Annotated in this window: 18 protein-coding genes; 7 read left to right on the top strand and 11 right to left on the bottom strand. The window is 62.7% G+C overall.

Translation table 11 applies throughout. The features are described from left to right. Positions 1–59: 59 nt before the first annotated feature. Both AC0L2D_RS14275 and AC0L2D_RS14270 read left to right on the top strand, forming a co-directional pair. The gene (locus tag AC0L2D_RS14275; protein WP_224619623.1) at positions 60–1,271 is read left to right on the top strand and encodes an NADP-dependent isocitrate dehydrogenase; all 1,212 of its coding nucleotides are present in this window, start codon (positions 60–62) and stop codon (positions 1,269–1,271) included. Positions 1,272–1,283: 12 nt separating this feature from the next. Next, entirely contained in the window at positions 1,284–1,910 is a 627-nt protein-coding gene (locus tag AC0L2D_RS14270; RefSeq protein ID WP_473541378.1) for a glutathione S-transferase family protein, read from the top strand. A 52-nt stretch (positions 1,911–1,962) separates the two neighbouring features. On the opposite strand, the gene alaS is transcribed toward AC0L2D_RS14270, so the two are convergent. Both alaS and recA read right to left on the bottom strand, forming a co-directional pair. Continuing rightward, positions 1,963–4,629, bottom strand: a complete 2,667-nt coding sequence (alaS, locus tag AC0L2D_RS14265; RefSeq protein WP_473541377.1) for an alanine--tRNA ligase — start codon at positions 4,627–4,629, stop codon at positions 1,963–1,965. A 292-nt stretch (positions 4,630–4,921) separates the two neighbouring features. Further along, entirely contained in the window at positions 4,922–6,019 is a 1,098-nt protein-coding gene (gene recA / locus AC0L2D_RS14260; RefSeq protein WP_013532151.1) for a recombinase RecA, read from the bottom strand. Between the two features lie 280 nt (positions 6,020–6,299). On the opposite strand from recA, the gene AC0L2D_RS14255 reads away from it, so the two are divergent. Beyond that, positions 6,300–7,244, top strand: coding sequence for a carbohydrate kinase family protein (locus tag AC0L2D_RS14255; RefSeq protein ID WP_473541376.1), 945 nt, complete (start codon positions 6,300–6,302; stop codon positions 7,242–7,244). A gap of 74 nt (positions 7,245–7,318) precedes the next feature. Beyond that, the gene (locus AC0L2D_RS14250) at positions 7,319–8,236 is read left to right on the top strand and encodes a pseudouridine-5'-phosphate glycosidase (protein WP_473541375.1); all 918 of its coding nucleotides are present in this window, start codon (positions 7,319–7,321) and stop codon (positions 8,234–8,236) included. Between the two features lie 243 nt (positions 8,237–8,479). Here the strand turns inward: AC0L2D_RS14250 and AC0L2D_RS14245 are convergent, their stop codons facing one another. Further along, positions 8,480–8,803 (bottom strand): TfoX/Sxy family protein, encoded by a 324-nt coding sequence (locus AC0L2D_RS14245; RefSeq protein WP_024504570.1) that lies wholly within the window; start codon positions 8,801–8,803, stop codon positions 8,480–8,482. Between the two features lie 90 nt (positions 8,804–8,893). Here AC0L2D_RS14245 and AC0L2D_RS14240 point away from each other — a divergent pair, with 90 nt between their 5' ends. Beyond that, on the top strand, positions 8,894–9,391 hold the full coding sequence (locus AC0L2D_RS14240; RefSeq protein ID WP_473541374.1) for a GFA family protein: 498 nt from the start codon (positions 8,894–8,896) through the stop codon (positions 9,389–9,391). A gap of 183 nt (positions 9,392–9,574) precedes the next feature. Here AC0L2D_RS14240 and sufA read toward each other — a convergent pair whose 3' ends face one another. From sufA to AC0L2D_RS14205, 7 genes are all read right to left on the bottom strand, one after another. Beyond that, entirely contained in the window at positions 9,575–9,955 is a 381-nt protein-coding gene (gene sufA, locus AC0L2D_RS14235) for a Fe-S cluster assembly scaffold SufA (RefSeq protein ID WP_013532156.1), read from the bottom strand. 103 nt (positions 9,956–10,058) lie between these two features. After that, the gene (locus tag AC0L2D_RS14230; RefSeq protein WP_013532157.1) at positions 10,059–10,451 is read right to left on the bottom strand and encodes an SUF system Fe-S cluster assembly protein; all 393 of its coding nucleotides are present in this window, start codon (positions 10,449–10,451) and stop codon (positions 10,059–10,061) included. A 20-nt stretch (positions 10,452–10,471) separates the two neighbouring features. Next, the gene (locus AC0L2D_RS14225; protein WP_473541373.1) at positions 10,472–11,716 is read right to left on the bottom strand and encodes a cysteine desulfurase; all 1,245 of its coding nucleotides are present in this window, start codon (positions 11,714–11,716) and stop codon (positions 10,472–10,474) included. A gap of 4 nt (positions 11,717–11,720) precedes the next feature. Further along, positions 11,721–12,989, bottom strand: a complete 1,269-nt coding sequence (sufD, locus tag AC0L2D_RS14220) for a Fe-S cluster assembly protein SufD (RefSeq protein WP_473541372.1) — start codon at positions 12,987–12,989, stop codon at positions 11,721–11,723. A 19-nt stretch (positions 12,990–13,008) separates the two neighbouring features. After that, entirely contained in the window at positions 13,009–13,764 is a 756-nt protein-coding gene (gene sufC, locus AC0L2D_RS14215) for a Fe-S cluster assembly ATPase SufC (protein WP_023810312.1), read from the bottom strand. 27 nt (positions 13,765–13,791) lie between these two features. Further along, positions 13,792–15,309: a Fe-S cluster assembly protein SufB gene (gene sufB, locus AC0L2D_RS14210; protein ID WP_013532161.1), complete on the bottom strand. Its 1,518-nt coding sequence runs from the start codon at positions 15,307–15,309 to the stop codon at positions 13,792–13,794. A 242-nt stretch (positions 15,310–15,551) separates the two neighbouring features. Further along, entirely contained in the window at positions 15,552–16,715 is a 1,164-nt protein-coding gene (locus tag AC0L2D_RS14205) for a cysteine desulfurase family protein (RefSeq protein ID WP_063167808.1), read from the bottom strand. Between the two features lie 236 nt (positions 16,716–16,951). Between AC0L2D_RS14205 and AC0L2D_RS14200 the strand changes: the two genes are divergently transcribed. Together AC0L2D_RS14200 and AC0L2D_RS14195 are read left to right on the top strand one after the other, a co-directional pair. Next, positions 16,952–17,626: an alpha/beta hydrolase gene (locus AC0L2D_RS14200; protein ID WP_013532163.1), complete on the top strand. Its 675-nt coding sequence runs from the start codon at positions 16,952–16,954 to the stop codon at positions 17,624–17,626. Between the two features lie 21 nt (positions 17,627–17,647). Next, the gene (locus AC0L2D_RS14195) at positions 17,648–18,298 is read left to right on the top strand and encodes an FMN-binding negative transcriptional regulator (protein WP_473541371.1); all 651 of its coding nucleotides are present in this window, start codon (positions 17,648–17,650) and stop codon (positions 18,296–18,298) included. A gap of 11 nt (positions 18,299–18,309) precedes the next feature. Here the strand turns inward: AC0L2D_RS14195 and AC0L2D_RS14190 are convergent, their stop codons facing one another. Continuing rightward, positions 18,310–19,140 carry a phosphatase PAP2 family protein gene (locus tag AC0L2D_RS14190; RefSeq protein ID WP_063171956.1) on the bottom strand — a complete coding sequence of 277 codons (831 nt, stop codon included), beginning with the start codon at positions 19,138–19,140 and terminating at the stop codon, positions 18,310–18,312. Between the last annotated feature and the right edge of the window lie 11 nt (positions 19,141–19,151).

Raw genomic sequence — 19,151 nt, 5'->3', positions numbered from 1 at the left:
CCGGCCCAACGCCACGCGGGCAAGGCCGTCCCACATCCCAGCAACGAGGCATTCTTTCCATGGCGAAGATCAAGGTGGCGAACCCGGTCGTCGAACTCGACGGCGACGAGATGACCCGCATCATCTGGCAGTTCATCAAGGACAAGCTGATCCACCCATATCTCGACCTGAAACTCGAATATTACGACCTCGGCGTGGAACACCGCGACGCCACCAACGACCAGGTGACCATCGATTCGGCCAACGCCATCAAGAAATGGGGAGTCGGCGTGAAATGCGCGACGATCACGCCTGACGAGCAGCGCGTCGAGGAGTTCAAGCTGAAGAAGATGTGGAAGTCGCCGAACGGCACCATCCGCAACATCCTCGGCGGCACCATCTTCCGCGAGCCGATCATCATGAAGAACGTGCCGCGCCTGGTGCCCGGCTGGACCAAGCCAATCATCGTCGGCCGTCATGCTTTCGGCGACCAGTACCGCGCCACCGATTTCCGCTTCCCCGGCAAGGGCAAGCTGACCATCAAGTTCGTCGGCGAGGACGGCCAGGTGATCGAGCACGATGTATACGACGCGCCCGGCGCCGGTGTCGCCATGGCCATGTACAATCTCGATGAGTCCATCCGCGAGTTCGCCCGCGCCTCGCTGAACTACGGCCTGCTGCGCAACTACCCGGTCTATCTGTCGACCAAGAACACCATCCTCAAGGCCTATGACGGCCGCTTCAAGGATATCTTCCAGGAGGTCTACGAGGCTGAATTCGAGGCCGAGTTCAAGTCGAAGAAGCTGTGGTACGAGCACCGCCTGATCGACGACATGGTGGCCTCCGCCCTGAAATGGTCGGGCGGCTATGTCTGGGCCTGCAAGAACTATGATGGTGACGTGCAGTCCGACACGGTCGCGCAAGGTTTCGGCTCACTCGGCCTGATGACCTCGGTGCTGATGACGCCGGACGGCAAGACCGTGGAAGCGGAAGCCGCGCACGGCACCGTCACCCGCCACTACCGCCAGCATCAGAAGGGCGAGGAAACCTCGACCAATTCGATCGCCTCGATCTTCGCCTGGACGCGTGGCCTCACCCATCGCGCCAAGCTCGACGACAATGCCGAGTTGAAGCGCTTTGCCGAGACGCTGGAAAAAGTCTGCATCCAGACGGTCGAGTCCGGCTTCATGACCAAGGACCTGTCGCTGCTGATCGGCCCCGACCAGCCTTGGCTGTCGACCACCGGTTTCCTCGACAAGATCGACGAGAACCTGCAGAAGGCGATGGCCTGATAAGTAAGCAAGATGGGCAAGCCCATCGTCTACGGGGCGGATTACAGCGTCTATGTACGCATCGTCCGCCTCGTATTCGCGGAAAAAGGCATCGACTACGAGCTTGTGCCGGTCGATGTCTTTGCCGCCGAGGGCGTTCCCGCCTGGTATTTCGAACATCATCCGTTCGGCCGCATCCCGGCCTTCGAGCATGACGGATTCCGGCTGTTCGAGACGAGCGCGATTGCCAGATATGTTGACGAGGCGTTCGACGGGCCAGCGCTGCAAGCGACGGAGCCTCGTGGCCGCGCAACCATGAACCAGATCATCGGCATGCTCGATGCCTATGCCTACAGATCGATGGTCTGGGATGTTGCCGTCGAGCGGCTGGAGAAGGAGGCGCCCGACGAGGCGTTGATCGCCGGCGGCCTTGCTCAGGCGAGCAAAGCGCTTCGGACGCTGTCCGCGCTGAAAGCGCCGGGACCGTGGCTGCTGGGCGACCAGCTGACGCTGGCCGACCTGCATGCCGCACCGATCATCGGTTATTTCGTCAAGGTCGCCGAGGGGCGAAATCTGCTGGCCGAGTTCCCTGATATCCGGGACTGGTATGCGCGCATTGCGGCTCGGCCGAGCTTCGTGCGGACTGAAAAAATCGGCTGATAAGAGACGTCCGCTGTCCCTCCAACCGTTGCTTTAAATTCAGTCCACTCGCCTACGCCGCTTCGAGTGCCGCCCTTACCGCAGCAATCGCATCATCGGCCTTGGAAGCGTCGGGGCCGCCGGCCTGGGCCATGTCGGGCCGTCCGCCGCCGCCCTGCCCGCCGAGCGCCGCCGAGGCCACTCGGACAAGGTCGACAGCGCTGAAGCGGCCGACGAGGTCGTCGGTGACGGCGACGACGACGCTGGCCTTGTTGTCCTCACCGGAGCCGACGAAGACGACGACGCCGGAGCCGAGCGACGTCTTGCCGGCATCGGCCAGCGGCTTCAAATCCTTCGGTGAGACACCTGAGACCGTCTTGCCGAGGAAGCCGACACCGGCGACCGTCTCATTGGCGGCTGGAGCATCGGCAGACGATCCGCCGCCCAATGCCAGCTTCTTGCGCGCTTCGGTCAGTTCCTTTTCGAGCTTCTTGCGCTCTTCGAGCAGCGTCTCGACGCGCGCCGGTACATCGGCCGGCGAAATCTTCAACACGGCTGCCGTCGCCTTCAAACGCCTGTCCTGCTCGTCGAGATGTTTGCGCGCGGCTTCGCCGGTCAATGCCTCGATGCGGCGCACGCCGGCGGCGACCGCGCTGTCCGATACGACACGCACGAGGCCGATATCGCCGGTCGCCCGGACATGGGTGCCACCGCAGAGCTCGACCGAATAGGGCCGGTTCGCCTTGGCGCCGTGCAAGCCGGTGCCCATCGACACGACGCGCACTTCGTCGCCGTACTTTTCGCCAAACAGCGCCATGGCGCCCTCGGCGATGGCATCGTCGACCGACATCAGGCGCGTGGTCACCGGGCCGTTCTGGACGACGATCTCGTTGGCCATGCGCTCGACCTCTTCGAGGTCTTCGGCCGAAATCGGCTTGTTGTGCGAGATGTCAAAGCGCAGGCGCTCGGGCGCGACCAGCGAGCCCTTCTGCGCGACATGGCTGCCCAGCACTTCGCGCAGCGCCTCATGGATCAGATGCGTCGCGGAATGGTTGGCGCGCAGCCTCGAGCGCCTTGCATGATCGACCTTCAGCTCGACAGCCGCGCCCGTCTTGACGGTGCCGCTGGCCACCTTGCCGATATGCACGAACAGCCCGTCGGCCTTCTTCTGCGTATCCGAAACCTCGATCGAGAACCCCTCGCCGGAGATGACGCCGGTGTCGCCCATCTGGCCGCCGGACTCGGCATAGAACGGCGTCTGGTTGACGACGATCGCCACCGCGTCGCCCTTGCCGGCGCCGTCGACAGCCTTGCCGTCCCGGACAAGCGCCTGGATGATGCCTTCCGCAGCTTCAGTCTCATAGCCGAGGAACTCGGTGGTGCCGGCCTTCTCGCGCACCGAGAACCAGATGGTCTCGGTGGCGGCGTCGCCGGACCCGGCCCAATGCTTGCGCGCCTCGGCCTTCTGCTGCTCCATCGCATTGGTGAAGCCGGCAATATCGACCGAGATGCTGCGCTGGCGCAGTGCGTCCTGCGTCAGGTCGAGCGGGAAGCCATAGGTGTCGTAGAGCTTGAAGGCCGTCTCGCCATCCAGCATGTCCCCGGCATGCAGCGTTTCGGTCGCCTCGGAAAGCAGGCCGAGGCCGCGCACCAGCGTCTTGCGAAACCTGGTCTCCTCGAGCTTCAGCGTCTCGGTGATCAACTGTTCGCCGCGCAGCAGCTCCGGATAGGCCTGCCCCATCTCGCGCACCAGCGCCGGCACCAGCTTCCACATCAGCGGTTCGTTGGCACCGAGCAGCTGCGCATGGCGCATGGCGCGGCGCATGATGCGGCGCAGGACGTAGCCCCTGCCTTCGTTCGAGGGCAGCACGCCATCGGCGACCAGGAAGGAGGACGAGCGCAGATGATCGGCAATGACCCGGTAGGAGGCGACCGTCTCCTTGTCGGGACCATGCCCGATCGCGGACGAGGCCGCGTCGATCAGATGACGGAACAGATCGGTCTCGAAGACGCTTTCCACCCCTTGCAGGATGGACGCCATGCGCTCCAGGCCCATGCCGGTGTCGATCGAGGGGCGCGGCAGGTCGATGCGCTCCTCCTTCGTCACCTGTTCATACTGCATGAACACGAGGTTCCAGAATTCCAGGAAACGGTCGCCATCCTCCTCCGGGCTGCCGGGAGGGCCGCCCCAGATGTGCTCGCCGCGGTCGATGAAGATCTCCGAGCACGGCCCGCAGGGTCCGGTGTCGCCCATCGCCCAGAAATTGTCCGAGGTCGCGATGCGAATGATGCGGTCGTCGGAAAAACCGGCGATCTTCTTCCAGAAGCCGGCCGCCTCGTCATCCGTGTGATAGACGGTGACCAGCAGCTTGTCCTTGCTCAGCCCGAATTCCCTGGTGATCAGGTTCCAGGCAAGCTCGATGGCGCGCTCCTTGAAATAGTCGCCGAAGGAGAAGTTGCCGAGCATCTCGAAGAAGGTCAGATGACGCGCGGTGTAGCCGACATTGTCGAGATCGTTGTGCTTGCCGCCGGCGCGAACGCTCTTCTGGGCGGTCGAGGCGCGCGAATAGGGCCGCTTCTCCAGGCCGGTGAAGACGTTCTTGAACTGCACCATGCCGGCGTTGGTGAACATCAGCGTCGGATCGTTGCGCGGCACCAGCGGACTTGACGCGACGATCTCGTGACCCTCCTTGCGGAAGTAGTCGAGAAATGTCGACCGGATTTCGTTCACGCCACTCATGAATGCTGCCTTTTCGGAAGGGCCGCCGGCAAACCGGCGGAAATGGGCTCTGCGTTTTAGAAGATTAGGACTTGGCCTTTTAGCCGCCGCGCTTCACCCTGTCCAGAAACACGGAATTCGTCCAATCCACGGCCTTTGCCGGCCGTTCGAACCGGCCTGTTTTCGCCGCCGAAACGCAAAACCGCCGGCACTGGGCCGGCGGTTTCAAAACGCATTAACGCGGAACTCGATTACTTAAGCCTGAGATAATAGAATGCGATTATGGCCGAACTCCGGCCGACCTCGCGAGTTGTCACATCGCGCCGGATTCCTCCTCGAACCCGTCGTCGCCACCTTCGGAGCCGCCATTCTCAAGGAACTTTTCGGCGATCAGCCCGGCATTCTGTCGGAGCGCCAGCTCGATCTCGCGTGCGGTGTCGGGATTGTCGCGCAGGAACAGTTTGGCATTCTCGCGGCCTTGGCCGAGACGCTGCGAATTGTAGGAGAACCAGGCGCCCGACTTCTCGACCACGCCGGCCTTGACGCCGAGATCGACCAGTTCGCCGGTCTTGGACACGCCTTCACCATACATGATGTCGAACTCGACCACCTTGAAGGGCGGCGCCAGCTTGTTCTTGACCACCTTGACGCGGGTCTGGTTGCCGACGACTTCGTCGCGGTCCTTGACCGAGCCGATGCGGCGGATGTCGAGGCGCACCGATGCGTAGAATTTCAGCGCGTTGCCGCCGGTCGTCGTCTCGGGCGAACCGAACATGACGCCGATCTTCATGCGGATCTGGTTGATGAAGATCACCATGGTGTTGGAGCGCGAGATCGAGGCGGTCAGCTTGCGCAGCGCCTGGCTCATCAGGCGGGCCTGCAGGCCGGGCAGCGAATCGCCCATCTCGCCTTCGATTTCGGCGCGTGGCGTCAGCGCCGCGACCGAATCGACCACCAGCACGTCGATGGCGCCGGAGCGCACCAGCGTGTCGCAGATTTCCAGCGCCTGCTCACCGGTGTCGGGCTGCGAGATCAGCAGGTTTTCGAGATCGACGCCAAGCTTGCGGGCATAGACCGGGTCAAGCGCGTGCTCGGCATCGACGAAAGCGCAGATGCCGCCCTTCTTCTGGGCTTCGGCCACGGTGTGCAGGGCCAGCGTCGTCTTGCCCGAGCTTTCCGGCCCGTAGATCTCGATGATGCGGCCGCGCGGCAGGCCACCGACGCCAAGCGCGATGTCGAGGCCAAGCGAGCCGGTCGGCACCGTTTCGATCTCGACGACCTGCTCGTTCGCGCCGAGCCGCATGATCGAGCCCTTGCCGAAAGCCCGCTCGATCTGCGACAGCGCCGCATCCAGAGCCTTTGATTTGTCCACTGCCTTGTCCTCTACCAGCCGCAAAGAATTCTGAGCCATGATACATCACCCCTTGGTCGTCAATGAAGGCCGGACAATCCGTAATCCCTGCCTATTTGTACCTTTTTTGTTCTCATTTGGCAAGAGGGATCAAATATCTGAAAAACAAGCATTATCCGGATTTGTTCTTTTTTTGTCCAAGGATTCGATCAGGAATGCACCGCACGTTGGGCCAGACGGCTCGGTTGTTTCGACCTGCCGAATCGCCGCCTTGCATGCGAAGCTCGGTCGCACAGCCTAGCGCTTGTGCGGCTGGAATAACAAAGGTCATATCGCCGGCATGCTGAAATCCGCGAAAATACTGGCCGTAGGCGGCGCCCATATCGACCGGCGCGGCCAGGTGTCCGGCGCCTACGTGCCCGCCGCCTCCAATCCGGGCACGATGCGCGAGGATGTCGGCGGCGGCGTCTTCAACGCCTTGCGCAGTGCCGTGCGGCGCGGCGTCTCCGCGTCGCTGATGTCGGTTCGCGGCGGCGATCCCGCTGCCGACACCGTTTCGCGAGCCATCGCCGAGGCAGGCATTGCCGACCTGTCGGCGGTTTTCCTCGACCGCACGACGCCGAGCTACACGGCGCTGATCGACAGCGAAGGCGAACTGATCGTCGGCTTTGCCGACATGGCGCTCTACGACCTGGCGTTTCCCAAGCAGATCAGGCGCTCCAAGGTGCGGGAGGTGATCGCTGCCGCAGATGCCGTCTTCTGCGACGCCAACCTGCCGACGACGGCGCTGGAGCGGCTGGTCGCGCTCGCCGCGGGCAAGCCGGTTTTCGCGATTGCCATTTCGCCGGCCAAGGTGGTGCGGTTGCTACCGGTGCTGAAGGAGCTTTCGCTGGTCTTCATGAACCGCCGCGAGGCCATGGCGCTGGCCGGCGTCGCCGCGAATGCCACGGAGCGCGAGGTCGTCGACGGGTTGCGATGCAGCGGCCTCGTCAGCGGCGTGGTGACGGCAGGCGGCGGGCCCATGCTGGGCTTCGATGAAGCCGGCGCCTTCTCTATCCTGCCGCCGCCACCAAGAAAAGTCGCCGACGTCACCGGCGCCGGCGATGCGCTGGCGGGCGCAACGGTCGCTGCCTTGCTGCGAGGACTGCCGTTGCGGGCAGCTCTGCGCGAAGGCATTGCCGGGGCGACGCTTGCCATCGAAAGCGCCGCCGCCGTTCCGGAGTTCACCGCGGCGAGCTTCGCGCAAGCGTTGGCTCTTGTGCCGGATGCCAGGGAAATGGCATGAGACCGGCGAATTCATAGTGCCGCGATGTTGCCGAGCGTCCGACGGACGCGCCGCATTCCGGATAGGAGACCTTGATGACCCCTGAGACCGCCCGCCCCTTCATCGATGTCCACGCGCCGGTGGCGCAGGCCCTGGCCGACGGCCGGCCGGTGGTGGGGCTGGAAAGCACCATCATCACCCATGGCATGCCCTACCCCGACAATGGCGCCATGGCGGCCGATGTCGAAAAGATCATCAGCGATGGCGGCGCCGTGCCGGCGACGATCGCCGTGGTTGGCGGCCGCATCAAGATCGGGCTTTCGGACGGCGAGCGCGAATCGCTGGCGATGACGGGCGACGCCATGAAGCTGTCGCGCGCCGATCTCGGTTTTGCCGTGGCGCAAGGGCGCACCGGTGGCACCACGGTCGCCGCCACCATGATCGCGGCGCATATGGTCGGCATAAAAGTGTTCGCCACCGGCGGTATCGGCGGTGTGCACAAGGGCGCCGAAAAGAGCTTTGACATTTCCGCCGATCTCGACGAGCTGGCGCGCACCCCGGTGATTGTCGTCTCAGCCGGTGCCAAGGCCATCCTCGACATCGAAAAGACGCTGGAGGTGCTGGAAACGCGCGGCGTGCCGGTGATCGGCCATGGCTGCGAGACGATGCCGGCCTTCTGGTCCAGGCAATCGCCGTTCCGCGCGCCGCTGACCTTGCACGAGCCGGAAGAGATCGCGCATTTCTACCAGACGCGGGCAGCACTTGGGCTTGCTGGCGGCATGCTGATTGCCAATCCTGTGCCGGAAAACGAGGAAATCCCGGCTGCGGAGATGGCGGGCTATATCGACGCCGCGCAGAAGGCCGCCGAAGCGCTCAACGTGACCGGCAAGGCGGTGACGCCGTTCCTGCTGGGAAAAATCCTCGAACTGACCGGCGGCAGGAGCCTGAAGACCAACATCGCGCTGGTGGAAAACAATGCAAGGTTGGCGGCGAGGATAGCCAGGGCTCTGTAGGGTGGGATAGGCGTTCGGCAATGCACGGCTAAACGCAACCGCCGCGTTCCTTCTCGCGCCCCCCTCTGTCCTGCCGGACATCTCCCCCTCAAGGGGGGAGATTGGAAGCTTCGGCGCTCCGTTCATTCCTTCACCATCGAAAGATTGGCGAAGGTCGCGATGACGTCCGATCTCCCCCTTGAGGGGGAGATGTCCGGCAGGACAGAGGGGGGGTTAACTCGCGCCAGCGCCCCAAGGCTGGCGTCACTTCCCCGCCCGCCGCCCCGCCTCATACGCCCGGCGTGCCCAGACCGTCATCTCGTCGGGATCATCAAAAGCGCTGTCGGGAACGCTCCAGTAGGGCATGGCGACCAGCTTGCCGTGGCGCGAGCCGGTATAGGTCCATTGCGTGCAGCCGGCGGCCTCGAACTCGGGGGCGCTTTGCTCGTCGGCTTTCAACAGCAATTCGCCGCGCAGCACGATGGCGACGATGACGCCGTCGAAATAGATGCCCTTGCCGCCGAACAGTTTGCGGATGCTGACAGGGCCGAGACCCTCGAACAGTTCGGCGATGCGTTCATTGTCCATGCCGCGATCATGTCACCGGCATCTGGCCTTGTCATCGCCGCAACCAAAATCATGCTGACAGGTTGAGAGAGGTATCGGAGTTTTCCCGCCATGCCGCTTCTGCTGGAAGGGTCCTGTCGCTGCAATGCCGTGCGTTTCGAGGTGGAAAGCCACACGCCGGCGCCGTTCATGCTGTGCTACTGCTCCATCTGCCGCAAGCAGCAGGGCGGCGGCGGGTTTGCCATCAATCTCGGTGCCGACAACGAGACACTGAACATCAGGGGCAAGCGCAGCCTCGGCGTCTTTCGGGCGGAGATCGAGGACGACGAGCATCCGCATTGCGAAATCTCAACCGGCGAGCGCAATTTCTGCAAGAAATGCGGCTCAGCCCTTTGGCTCTACGATCCGACATGGCCGGAACTGGTGCACCCCTTCGCCTCAGCGATCGACAGCGATTTACCCATTCCGCCGAGCCGAGTGCACCTGATGCTGAAATACAAAGCGAACTGGGTGGAGCCGGTGGTTGGCAAGCACGACAAGGTCTTCGACGTCTATCCCGAGGAATCGATCGCCGATTGGCACAAGCGGACGGGCATGTGGGTGGAGTGAGTTTCTTCGCCCCGTTTACGGGGAGGTGAGGAGTGATCCGCGCAGCGAACGAAAAGCCAATTGCTTGGATTTTCTAACGACGTACGCCGGCAGGCTGGGCGGAGCTAACTCTGGAAAGGCTGGCGCTGCCCCTCATCCGTCACTTCGTGACACTTTCTCCGCGTAAACGGGGCGAAGAAAAAATCAGGCCGAAGCGCGTGCCTCTGCCAGTGCCTTCAGGTCGGCCGGCTTCAGTTCGACGGATTCGCCGCAGCCGCAGGCCGAGCTCTGGTTCGGGTTGTGGAAGGTGAAGCCGGTGCGCAGCGTCGTCTGCTCGAAATCCATCTCGGTGCCGAACAGGAATAGCGCAGCCTCGGGCGCGACATAGACATGAGCGCCGTCGCGCTCGATATGGTCGTCCTTGGTGTTGGGCTCGGTCACCAGATCGACCGTATATTCCATGCCGGCGCAGCCGCCCTTCTTGATGCCGAGGCGGATGCCATGCGCGTTGTCGCGGGTGGCGACGATCTCGCGCACCCGGTCGGCGGCCTTTTCGGTCATGGTGATGACGGCGAAGCGTCCCATTCTTTTTCCTTCCATTCCATGCAGGTTCAAGGCCTGCCGAATGATTCCTCACCTAAAATGGTGAAGTTTTATCCATGGCGCAAGTGCACCAGCCTCTGTCGGGCTAGTACCAACCCACCGCCACCTGCGCCTCTTCCGACATGCGGTCGGCCGACCAGGGCGGGTCGAAGGTCATGTTGACCTCGACGCCGGACACGCCTTCGACGGCGCCGACGGCATTTTCGACCCAGCCGGGCATTTCGCCGGCGACAGGGCAGCCGGGAGCGGTCAGCGTCATGTCGATCTTGACCGAGCGATTGTCCTCGATGTCGATCTTGTAGATGAGGCCGAGCTCGTAGATATCGGCCGGGATTTCCGGATCGTAGACCGTCTTCAGCGCCGATACGATGTCGTCGGTCAACCGCGCCAGTTCGTCGGCTGGGATGGCCGATCCCGAAACCAGCGCATTGGGCGCGGTTTCCGGAGTGGTCTCGGCAGCGATGCTTGCATCATCCATGGTCGTCACCCAAAAAAACGTCATCCGAAGAATTTGCGCGCTTTTTCAAGCGCCTCGGCCAAAGCGTCGACTTCGGCCCTGGTATTATACATGCCGAACGATGCCCTGCATGTGGAGGTTACGCCGAAACGTTTCAACAGCGGCTGGGCGCAATGGGTGCCCGCGCGGACTGCAACGCCCTGTCTGTCTATCACCATCGACACGTCGTGCGCATGAATGCCTTGCAGTTCGAACGAGATGATGGCGCCCTTGCCGGGCGCATCGCCGAAGATGCGCAGCGAATTGATGGCGCGCAGCCGCTCATGCGCATAGTTCTTAAGGTCTTCCTCATGCGCGGCGATGCGCTCGCGGCCGATCGTTTCCATATAGTCGAGCGCGGCACCCAGTCCGATCGCCTGCACGATCGGCGGCGTGCCGGCTTCGAAACGATGCGGCGGCTCGTTGTAGGTGATGATGTCTTCCGTCACCTCCTCGATCATCTCGCCACCGCCCATGAAGGGGCGCATGCCCTGGAGAATGTCCTTCTTGCCGTAGAGCACGCCGATGCCCGAAGGGCCATAAACCTTGTGCCCGGTGAAGACGAAGAAGTCGCAGTCGAGATCCTGCACATCGATCGGCATATGCACGGCGCTCTGGCTGCCGTCGACGAGGACGGGAATTCCACGCGCATGCGCGATGCGCACGATTTCCTTGATCGGCGTCACCGTGCCCAGCGCATTCGACATCTGCGTGACGGCGACCAGTTTGGTGCGGTCGGTCAGCCGTTTTTCGAATTCCTCGATGTGGAAGACGCCGAGATCGTCGACCGGCACCCAGACCAGCTTGGCGCCCTGCCGCTCTCGGATGAAATGCCAGGGAACGATGTTGGAGTGGTGCTCCATGATCGACAGCACGATCTCGTCGCCCTCGCCGATGTTGGGCATGCCATAGCCATAGGCCACGGTGTTGATGGCCGAGGTCGTGTTCGAGGTGAAGATGATGTTGTCGGTGCTTGGCGCGTTGAGGAAACGGCGTACCGTTTCGCGCGCCTTTTCGTAGGCGTCGGTCGCGGCGTTGGACAGGAAATGCAGGCCGCGATGGACGTTGGCGTATTCCTGGCTGTAGGCGTACTGGATAGCGTCGAGCACCACCTGCGGCTTCTGTGCCGAGGCGCCATTGTCGAGATAGACCAGCTTCTTGCCATAGACTTCCCGCGACAGGATCGGGAAATCGCGGCGGATCGCTTCGACGTCGTAGAAATCTCCGATCTTGCCCGGTGCGTTCATCAGGTCACCCGTGTGCCAGGAACCAGCCGTCGAGCCGCGCTTCCAGCGCTTCGACGATCGCCTCGTCGTCCAGTTCCTCGATCACCTCGGCGACGAAGGCCTTCACGAGCAGCCCCCGCGCGCTTTTCTCGTCGACGCCGCGCGCCATCAGGTAGAACAGATGATCGTGGTCGATCTCGGTGACCGTCGCGCCATGGCCGCAAATCACGTCGTCGGCGAAGATTTCAAGCTCCGGCTTGGTCGAGAACTCGCCGTCGTCCGACAGCAACAGCGTGTTGCATGCCATCTTGGCGTTGGTCTTCTGCGCATATTGATGGACGTTGATGCGGCCCTGAAACACGCCGCGCGCCTTGCCCGTCACCACGTTGCGGATGATCTCCGTCGAGGTCGTGTGCGGCACGGCGTGGTCGAGAACCATGGTCACGTCGGTATGGGTGTCGCCGGCCAGGAGGTTGATGCCGCGCAGCTTGAAATCGGCGCCTTCGCCAGTCGTCCTGACCATGATCTCCTGGCGCACCAGTCTGCCGCCGGCGTTCATGACGAACAGCGTCAGCTTGGCATTCTTGCCGATATGGGCCTTGAACTGCGCCAGATGCGTCGCCGTTTCCGGCTGTTCCTGGACGATCAGCCACGTCACCTCGGCGCCTTCGCCGAGCACGAGCTGGCTGACCGAGCTGCCCAGGGCAGCGCCGTCACCCGTCTGCCGTTCGACGATGACGGCCTTGGCGCCGGCGCCGACGCGCACTGGCAGGCGCACATGGGTCTGGCCGCCGGCCTGCAGGTTCTGCAGCTCGACCGGCTTTTCGAGTTCCACGCCATCGGCGATGTCGACAAAATATCCGTCGGCGACGAAAGCCGTGTTCAGCGCGCCGATGGCGTCGTCGCTGCCATAGGGATCGAGCCCAGTTGCTGCGCTGCCGTCGACCAGCTTTTCCGACAGGCGCTGGAAAGAGACGCCTTCAAGAACCGGCACTTTGGCGTCGGACTTGCCGTTCAGGATCGACACCACAGTGGAACCGTCAACGATCGGCGCAATGGCTTTGGCCATGGCGGCAGGGTCGAAGTCCGGCACGGTATTCAGCAACCGGCGCAGGTCGGTGTAGTGCCAGGATTCGACGCGCCGCGTCGGCAGGCCGTGCTTGATCGTCTCGATGGCGTCGTCGCGCTTCAGCATCACCGCGCCGTCACCCGGCAGCAGCGACAGCCGGTCGCCGAACGCGTCGATCAACGCTGTTTCGGCCGGTGTCCGCTGCGGTTGTGTGTGCATGTTCATCGGTATTACCTCTGGCATCTCACGCGGCTTCGCCGATCACGCCGGCGTAGCCGTTGGCTTCCAGGTCAAGCGCCAGCGACTTGTCGCCCGACTTGATAACCTGGCCCTTGTAGAGCACGTGCACGGTGTCGGGCACGATGTGCTCAAGCAGGCGCTGGTAGTGGGTGATGACCAGGAACGCCCGGTCCGGCGCGCGCAGCGCGTTGACGCCGTCGGACACGATCTTCAGCGCATCGATGTCGAGGCCGGAATCGGTCTCGTCGAGCACGCACAATTTCGGCTCCAGCAATTTCATCTGCAGGATCTCGGCGCGCTTCTTCTCGCCGCCGGAAAAGCCGACATTAAGCGGCCGCTTCAGCATCGCCATGTCCATGCTGAGCGAGGCGGCGGCTTCCTTCACGCGCTTCAAAAATTCCGGAATCTTCAGCGGCTCCTCGCCACGCGCCTTGCGTTGCTCGTTCATCGCCACCTTCAGGAATTCCATGGTGGCGACGCCCGGTATCTCCATCGGATACTGGAAGGCGAGGAAAATGCCTGACGTGGCGCGCTCGGCCGGATCCATTTCGAGGATCGACTGGCCGTTGTAGAGGATGTCGCCTTCGGTCACCTCATAGTCCTCGCGGCCGGCAAGGATGTAGGACAGCGTCGATTTGCCCGAGCCGTTCGGCCCCATGATCGCGGCAACCTCGCCGGCTTTCACCGTCAGGTTCAGACCGCGGATGATTTCGGTGCCGTCATCGACGATGCGGGCGTGCAGGTTTCTGATTTCAAGCATTTTATCGTTTCCTGAATATCTGTCCGGTCAGCCGACCGAGCCCTCAAGCGAGATCCCAATAAGCTTCTGCGCTTCGACCGCGAATTCCATCGGCAGTTGCTGGATGACGTCCTTGACGAAGCCGTTGACGATCAGCGCGATCGCTTCCTCTTCAGGGATACCGCGCTGCATGACGTAGAACTTCTGGTCCTCGGAAATCTTCGACGTCGTCGCTTCGTGCTCGAACTGCGCCGTCGAATTCTTGGCTTCCATGTAGGGCACGGTGTGCGCGCCGCACTGGTCGCCGATCAGCAGGGAATCGCAGTTGGTGAAGTTGCGGGCGTTGGTCGCCTTGCGGTGCGCCGAGACCTGGCCGCGATAGGTGTTCTGCGAGAAGCCGGCGGCGATGCCCTTGGAGATGATGCGGCTCGACGTGTTCTTGCCGAGGTGGATCATCTTGGTGCCGCTGTCGACCTGCTGATAACCGTTCGAGACAGCGATCGAATAGAACTCGCCCGAGGAATCGTCGCCGCGCAGGATGCAGCTCGGATATTTCCAGGTGATCGCCGAGCCGGTCTCGACCTGCGTCCACGAGATCTTCGAGCGATCGCCACGGCAGTCGCCGCGCTTGGTGACGAAATTGTAGATACCGCCCTTGCCCTCGGCGTCGCCGGGATACCAGTTCTGCACCGTCGAATATTTGATCTCGGCATCGTCGAGCGCCACCAGTTCGACGACGGCAGCATGCAGCTGGTTCTCATCGCGCTGCGGCGCCGTGCAGCCTTCGAGATAGGAGACGTAAGCCCCCTCCTCGGCGATGATCAGCGTGCGCTCGAACTGGCCGGTGTTCTTCTCGTTCATGCGGAAATAGGTCGACAGCTCCATCGGGCAGCGCACGCCCTTGGGCACGAAGACGAACGAGCCGTCGGTGAACACGGCCGAATTCAGCGTGGCGTAATAATTATCGGAGGTCGGCACGACCGAGCCGAGATACTTCTTCACCAGTTCGGGATGCTCGCGGATGGCTTCCGAGATCGAGCAGAAGATGACGCCGGCCTGCGCCAGCTCCTTCTTGAAGGTGGTGACGACGGAAACGGAATCGAACACGGCGTCGACGGCGACGCGGCCCGATTTGTAGACATTGTCGCTGACTTCCTCGAGTTCCGAGGCGTCGGTCTTCTGCACGCCGGCGAGGATTTCCTGCTCGCGCAGCGGAATACCCAGCTTCTCGTAGACCTTCAAGAGTTCGGGATCGACATCGCTGAGCGAGGTCGGGCCGGGCGTGCTCTTGGGCGCCGCGTAGAAGTAGATGTCCTGGAAATCGATCTTGGGATAGTGGACGCGCGCCCAGGTCGGCTCGTCAAGCGTCAGCCAACGGCGATAGGCTTCCAGACGCCATTCCAGCATCCAGGACGGTTCGTCCTTCTTGGCCGAAATGAAACGGATAATGTCTTCGCTGAGGCCTTTGGGGGCCTTATCCATCGCGATTTCGGTCTGGAATCCATATTTATATTGGTCGACGTCGATCTTTCGGACCCGATCGATCGTGTCCTGCACAGCAGGCATATGCGTTCTCCATCCACGCCGGGGTCAAGGCCCGACAGTTTTCAAACTATGGCACCGCCAAAACGAACCCCAAAAAGGCGCTTGCGGCAGCGTAAGTTTCATATAGTGCGCTTCGACCGGAAATTCACCCGGCCAGCATGAAACGCACGGCTCTACCAGGCCGAATGGCCCAAATCATTTTCGTCAAGCATCGGATTTTCCCGAAAACCGCTACGCGCTTTTCGGTCCGATGCCCCAACCGCTCACGCGGCTTTTTCTCTATCCGCCCGACGCGCGGCGATTCCCGTCAGCGCAACGCGAAACAACTCGATGTCTTCCGCGCCCGTCGCCGGACCGATCGACACGCGCAAGGCGCCAAGGCTGTCACCGTATCCCATGGCTTTCAGCACATGGCTCGGTCCGACCTTGCCCGACGAACAGGCAGAGCCGGCCGACAGCGCTACACCGGCCAGGTCGAAGGCGATCTGCGCGGTTTCGGCTTTGACGCCCGCAATAGCGAAGAATGCCGTATTGGCAAGCCTTGGCGCACCGGTTCCGAAGATTTCCGCGTCCGGCACCAGCGTTTTCACGATGGCCTCGATCTCGTCGCGGCGCCGGCGCACCGCATCTATGGCCGGCAATCCGGCCAGGGCCTCGCGGGCGGCCGCGCCAAAACCGGCAATGGCAGCGAGGTTTTCAGTCCCGCCGCGATGGCCCTTTTCCTGACCGCCGCCATTGATCAACGGCTTCGGCATCATCAGATCCGAAGCCGCGACGATGGCGCCGACGCCCTTGGGACCACCGATCTTGTGCGAGGACAGAATCAGATAATCGGCGTAACCCGCTGATAGATCGATCGAAACACGCCCGGCGGCCTGCACGGCGTCGACCATGAGGATGCCGCCCGCCGCCTTGACGATCCCGGCGATGCGATCGATCGGCTGGATGACGCCGGTCTCGTTGTTGGCGGCGTGGATGGCAACCAGCGGCAGGCCTTCGCTCTTGTCATGACCACTGAGCGCTGCCGCCAAAGCGTCGAGATCGGCGATACCGTTGGCGTCGACGCCGATCCGGTTTACCTGCACTGCCGGGAAATGTCCGCCGTTCAACAGGCAGGGATGATCGGCCTCCGACACGTAAAGCCGGCTCATGCGCACCGTGCCGCGCCCCATCTGCCAGTCGGGTGACAGCAGCGTCGAGGCTGCTTCCGTGGCACCGGAGGTGAACACGACGTGCTCGGGCTTGGCGTTGACGAGCGCCGCCACGTCGCGCCTTGCGGTCTCGATCAGACGGCGGGCCGCCCGCCCCTCGGCGTGAACCGATGACGGATTGGCGGCGACATCGAGCGCCGCGACCATAGCTTCGCGGGCCGCGGCAAGCAGCGGCGCACTGGCATTGTAGTCGAGATAGGCGCGTTTTGCGGCCATTTTCGTCCGTCAAGTCCCGTCAGAAGCCATTCCGCTGTCGTATGGCGTTATTTCCTTGAAATTCCAAGGCGAGCCGTCCTATTTACGCGGCTTGCGGCGCGGGTGGCCCGGCTCGATGTCTTGCCACTCAGTTTTGAACAATTCTAAACTAGCTTCTAAGAAGACGCTCGCCCTGCGTCAAGGCCAGAGGAAACGTTCCAGGCACCGCGCATTCGTATACCCAAGTGGAGTATTTTATGCCTGAGGTCATTTTCACCGGTCCTGCCGGCCGCCTGGAGGGTCGCTACCAGCCTTCCAAGGAAAAGAGCGCGCCGATTGCCATCGTCCTGCACCCGCACCCGCAATTCGGCGGCACGATGAACAACAAGATCGTCTACGACCTCTTCTACATGTTCCAGAAGCGGGACTTCACCACGCTTCGCTTCAATTTCCGCGGCATCGGCCGCAGTCAGGGCGAATTCGACCACGGCACCGGCGAGTTGTCGGATGCCGCTGCGGCGCTGGATTGGGTGCAGTCGCTGCATCCCGATTCCAAGAGCTGCTGGGTCGCCGGCTACTCGTTCGGATCCTGGATCGGCATGCAGCTTCTGATGCGCCGGCCCGAGATCGAAGGCTTCATCTCGATCGCGCCGCAGCCCAACACCTATGATTTCTCGTTCCTGGCGCCCTGCCCGTCATCGGGCCTGATCATCCATGGCGATGCCGACAAGGTGGCGCCGCCAAAGGATGTGCAGGGCCTGGTCGACAAGCTGCACACGCAGAAGGGCATCACCATCACCCAAAAGACGTTGCCCGGCGCCAACCATTTCTTCTCCAACGATGCCGACCTGCTGCTCGAGGAATGCGCCGACTATCTCGACCGCCGGCTGGCCGGCGAATTGTCGGATCCGCGGCCGAAGCGGCTGAGATAAGCAAAGAAAGCAGGGACGGCGATGTACGAACCTCCTCATTTCAGGGAAACGCGGCCGGAAATCCTGCACGGGCTGATCCGGACGCATCCGCTGGGCCTGTTGATTTCCAACGGGCCCGATGGGCCGGTCGCCAACGCCATCCCGTTCCTGCTCGACCCGGAAATCGGGCCGAACGGCCGGCTGCGCGCCCATCTGGCGCGGGCCAACCCGCAATGGCGCCTGTTGGCCGACAACCCGGCGTCACCCGTGCTGATCGTCTTCCAGGGCAGCGATGCCTATGTGACGCCGTCCTGGTACGAGACCAAGCGCGAGACCGGCAAGGTGGTGCCGACCTGGAATTATGCCATCGTGCAGGTTCGCGGCACCGTCAAGGTGATGGATGATCAGGACTGGCTGGCGCAGCAGATCGCCGATCTGACCGTCTCCCAGGAAGGCGCCCGCGCCGCGCCCTGGGCGGTGACCGATGCGCCGGAGCCCTTCATCCAGTCGCAGATCAAGGGCCTTATCGGGCTGGAAATCGAGATCAGCGAAATCCACGGCAAGTGGAAGGTCAGCCAGAACCGGCCGGTCGCCGATCGCGTCGGCGTTGCGCAGGGGCTCGAAAGCGAAGACCACCAATCGCCCGGCATGGCCGACCTGGTCAGATCCTATGGCGGACTGGACGGCAACTGAACTTCGAATGCTCAGGCAGCCTTCCTTGTCGGTCCGATCAGCCGAAAAGTTCTCTTGCGGACCGGCAGTCCCGACGGCGTCGGCCGGAAGATGAAGCCGAGCCGGGCAAAGACCAGCCCGCAGGCAAGCGCGAAACCGCAGCCAAGGCCGAAGCCGGCGACGGTGTCACTGGGATAGTGCGCGCCAACGAAGATACGGGTCGAGGCGATGCAGGCGGTGATCGCCAGGGCGATGTACCAGCGCCGCGGAAACAACAGCAAAGCGACCCCGAACACCGCGCCCATTGTCGTACCATGGCCGGACGGAAAGCCGGCGAAGCGCGCATCGAACGCGAAGGGGTGCAGGGTCAGCACGCCAAAGTCCTCGTAATAGAGCGGGCGAGCCCGGCCAATGGCATATTTCAACACATTGACGGCGATCCCCGACAGGCCGGTGGCGCACAGCACCAGAAAAGCCAGGCAGGTCCAGTTGTAGAGCAGCATCAGCGAGCGCCGCGACAGGCTTCGCCAATCCGTCAGGTTCGCGGCGACAAGCAGAAGCACTGAGGGAATGATATACCAGCCTCCCAGGCCGAACTGGGTGAAAAAGTCGGCAGTCCGGGCAAATCCCGCCGACCACTTGCCGTGAAGCATTCCGGCCGGAGTGTCGAGACGAACAAACGCCGCCGCCGTCAGCAAGACCCAGACCAGCACCCAGACCGACCACAAAATATTCGGGTATCTGGCCGGCCGGGTGGCAAGGCGGCTTTTGGCGATCTGCATCGTATCGCGAAAGTTGTCGAGCGACCGGCGCCCTATGCCAAGGAGCAGGCTCGAAACGGGCGGGCGTGATTTCACCAGCATAGGAAATTCGA

It is taken from the genome of Mesorhizobium sp. WSM4833 (genome assembly GCF_055811095.1).
Note: the sequence above shows the minus strand (reverse complement) of the source record. Positions and strands in the feature narration are given on the sequence as shown.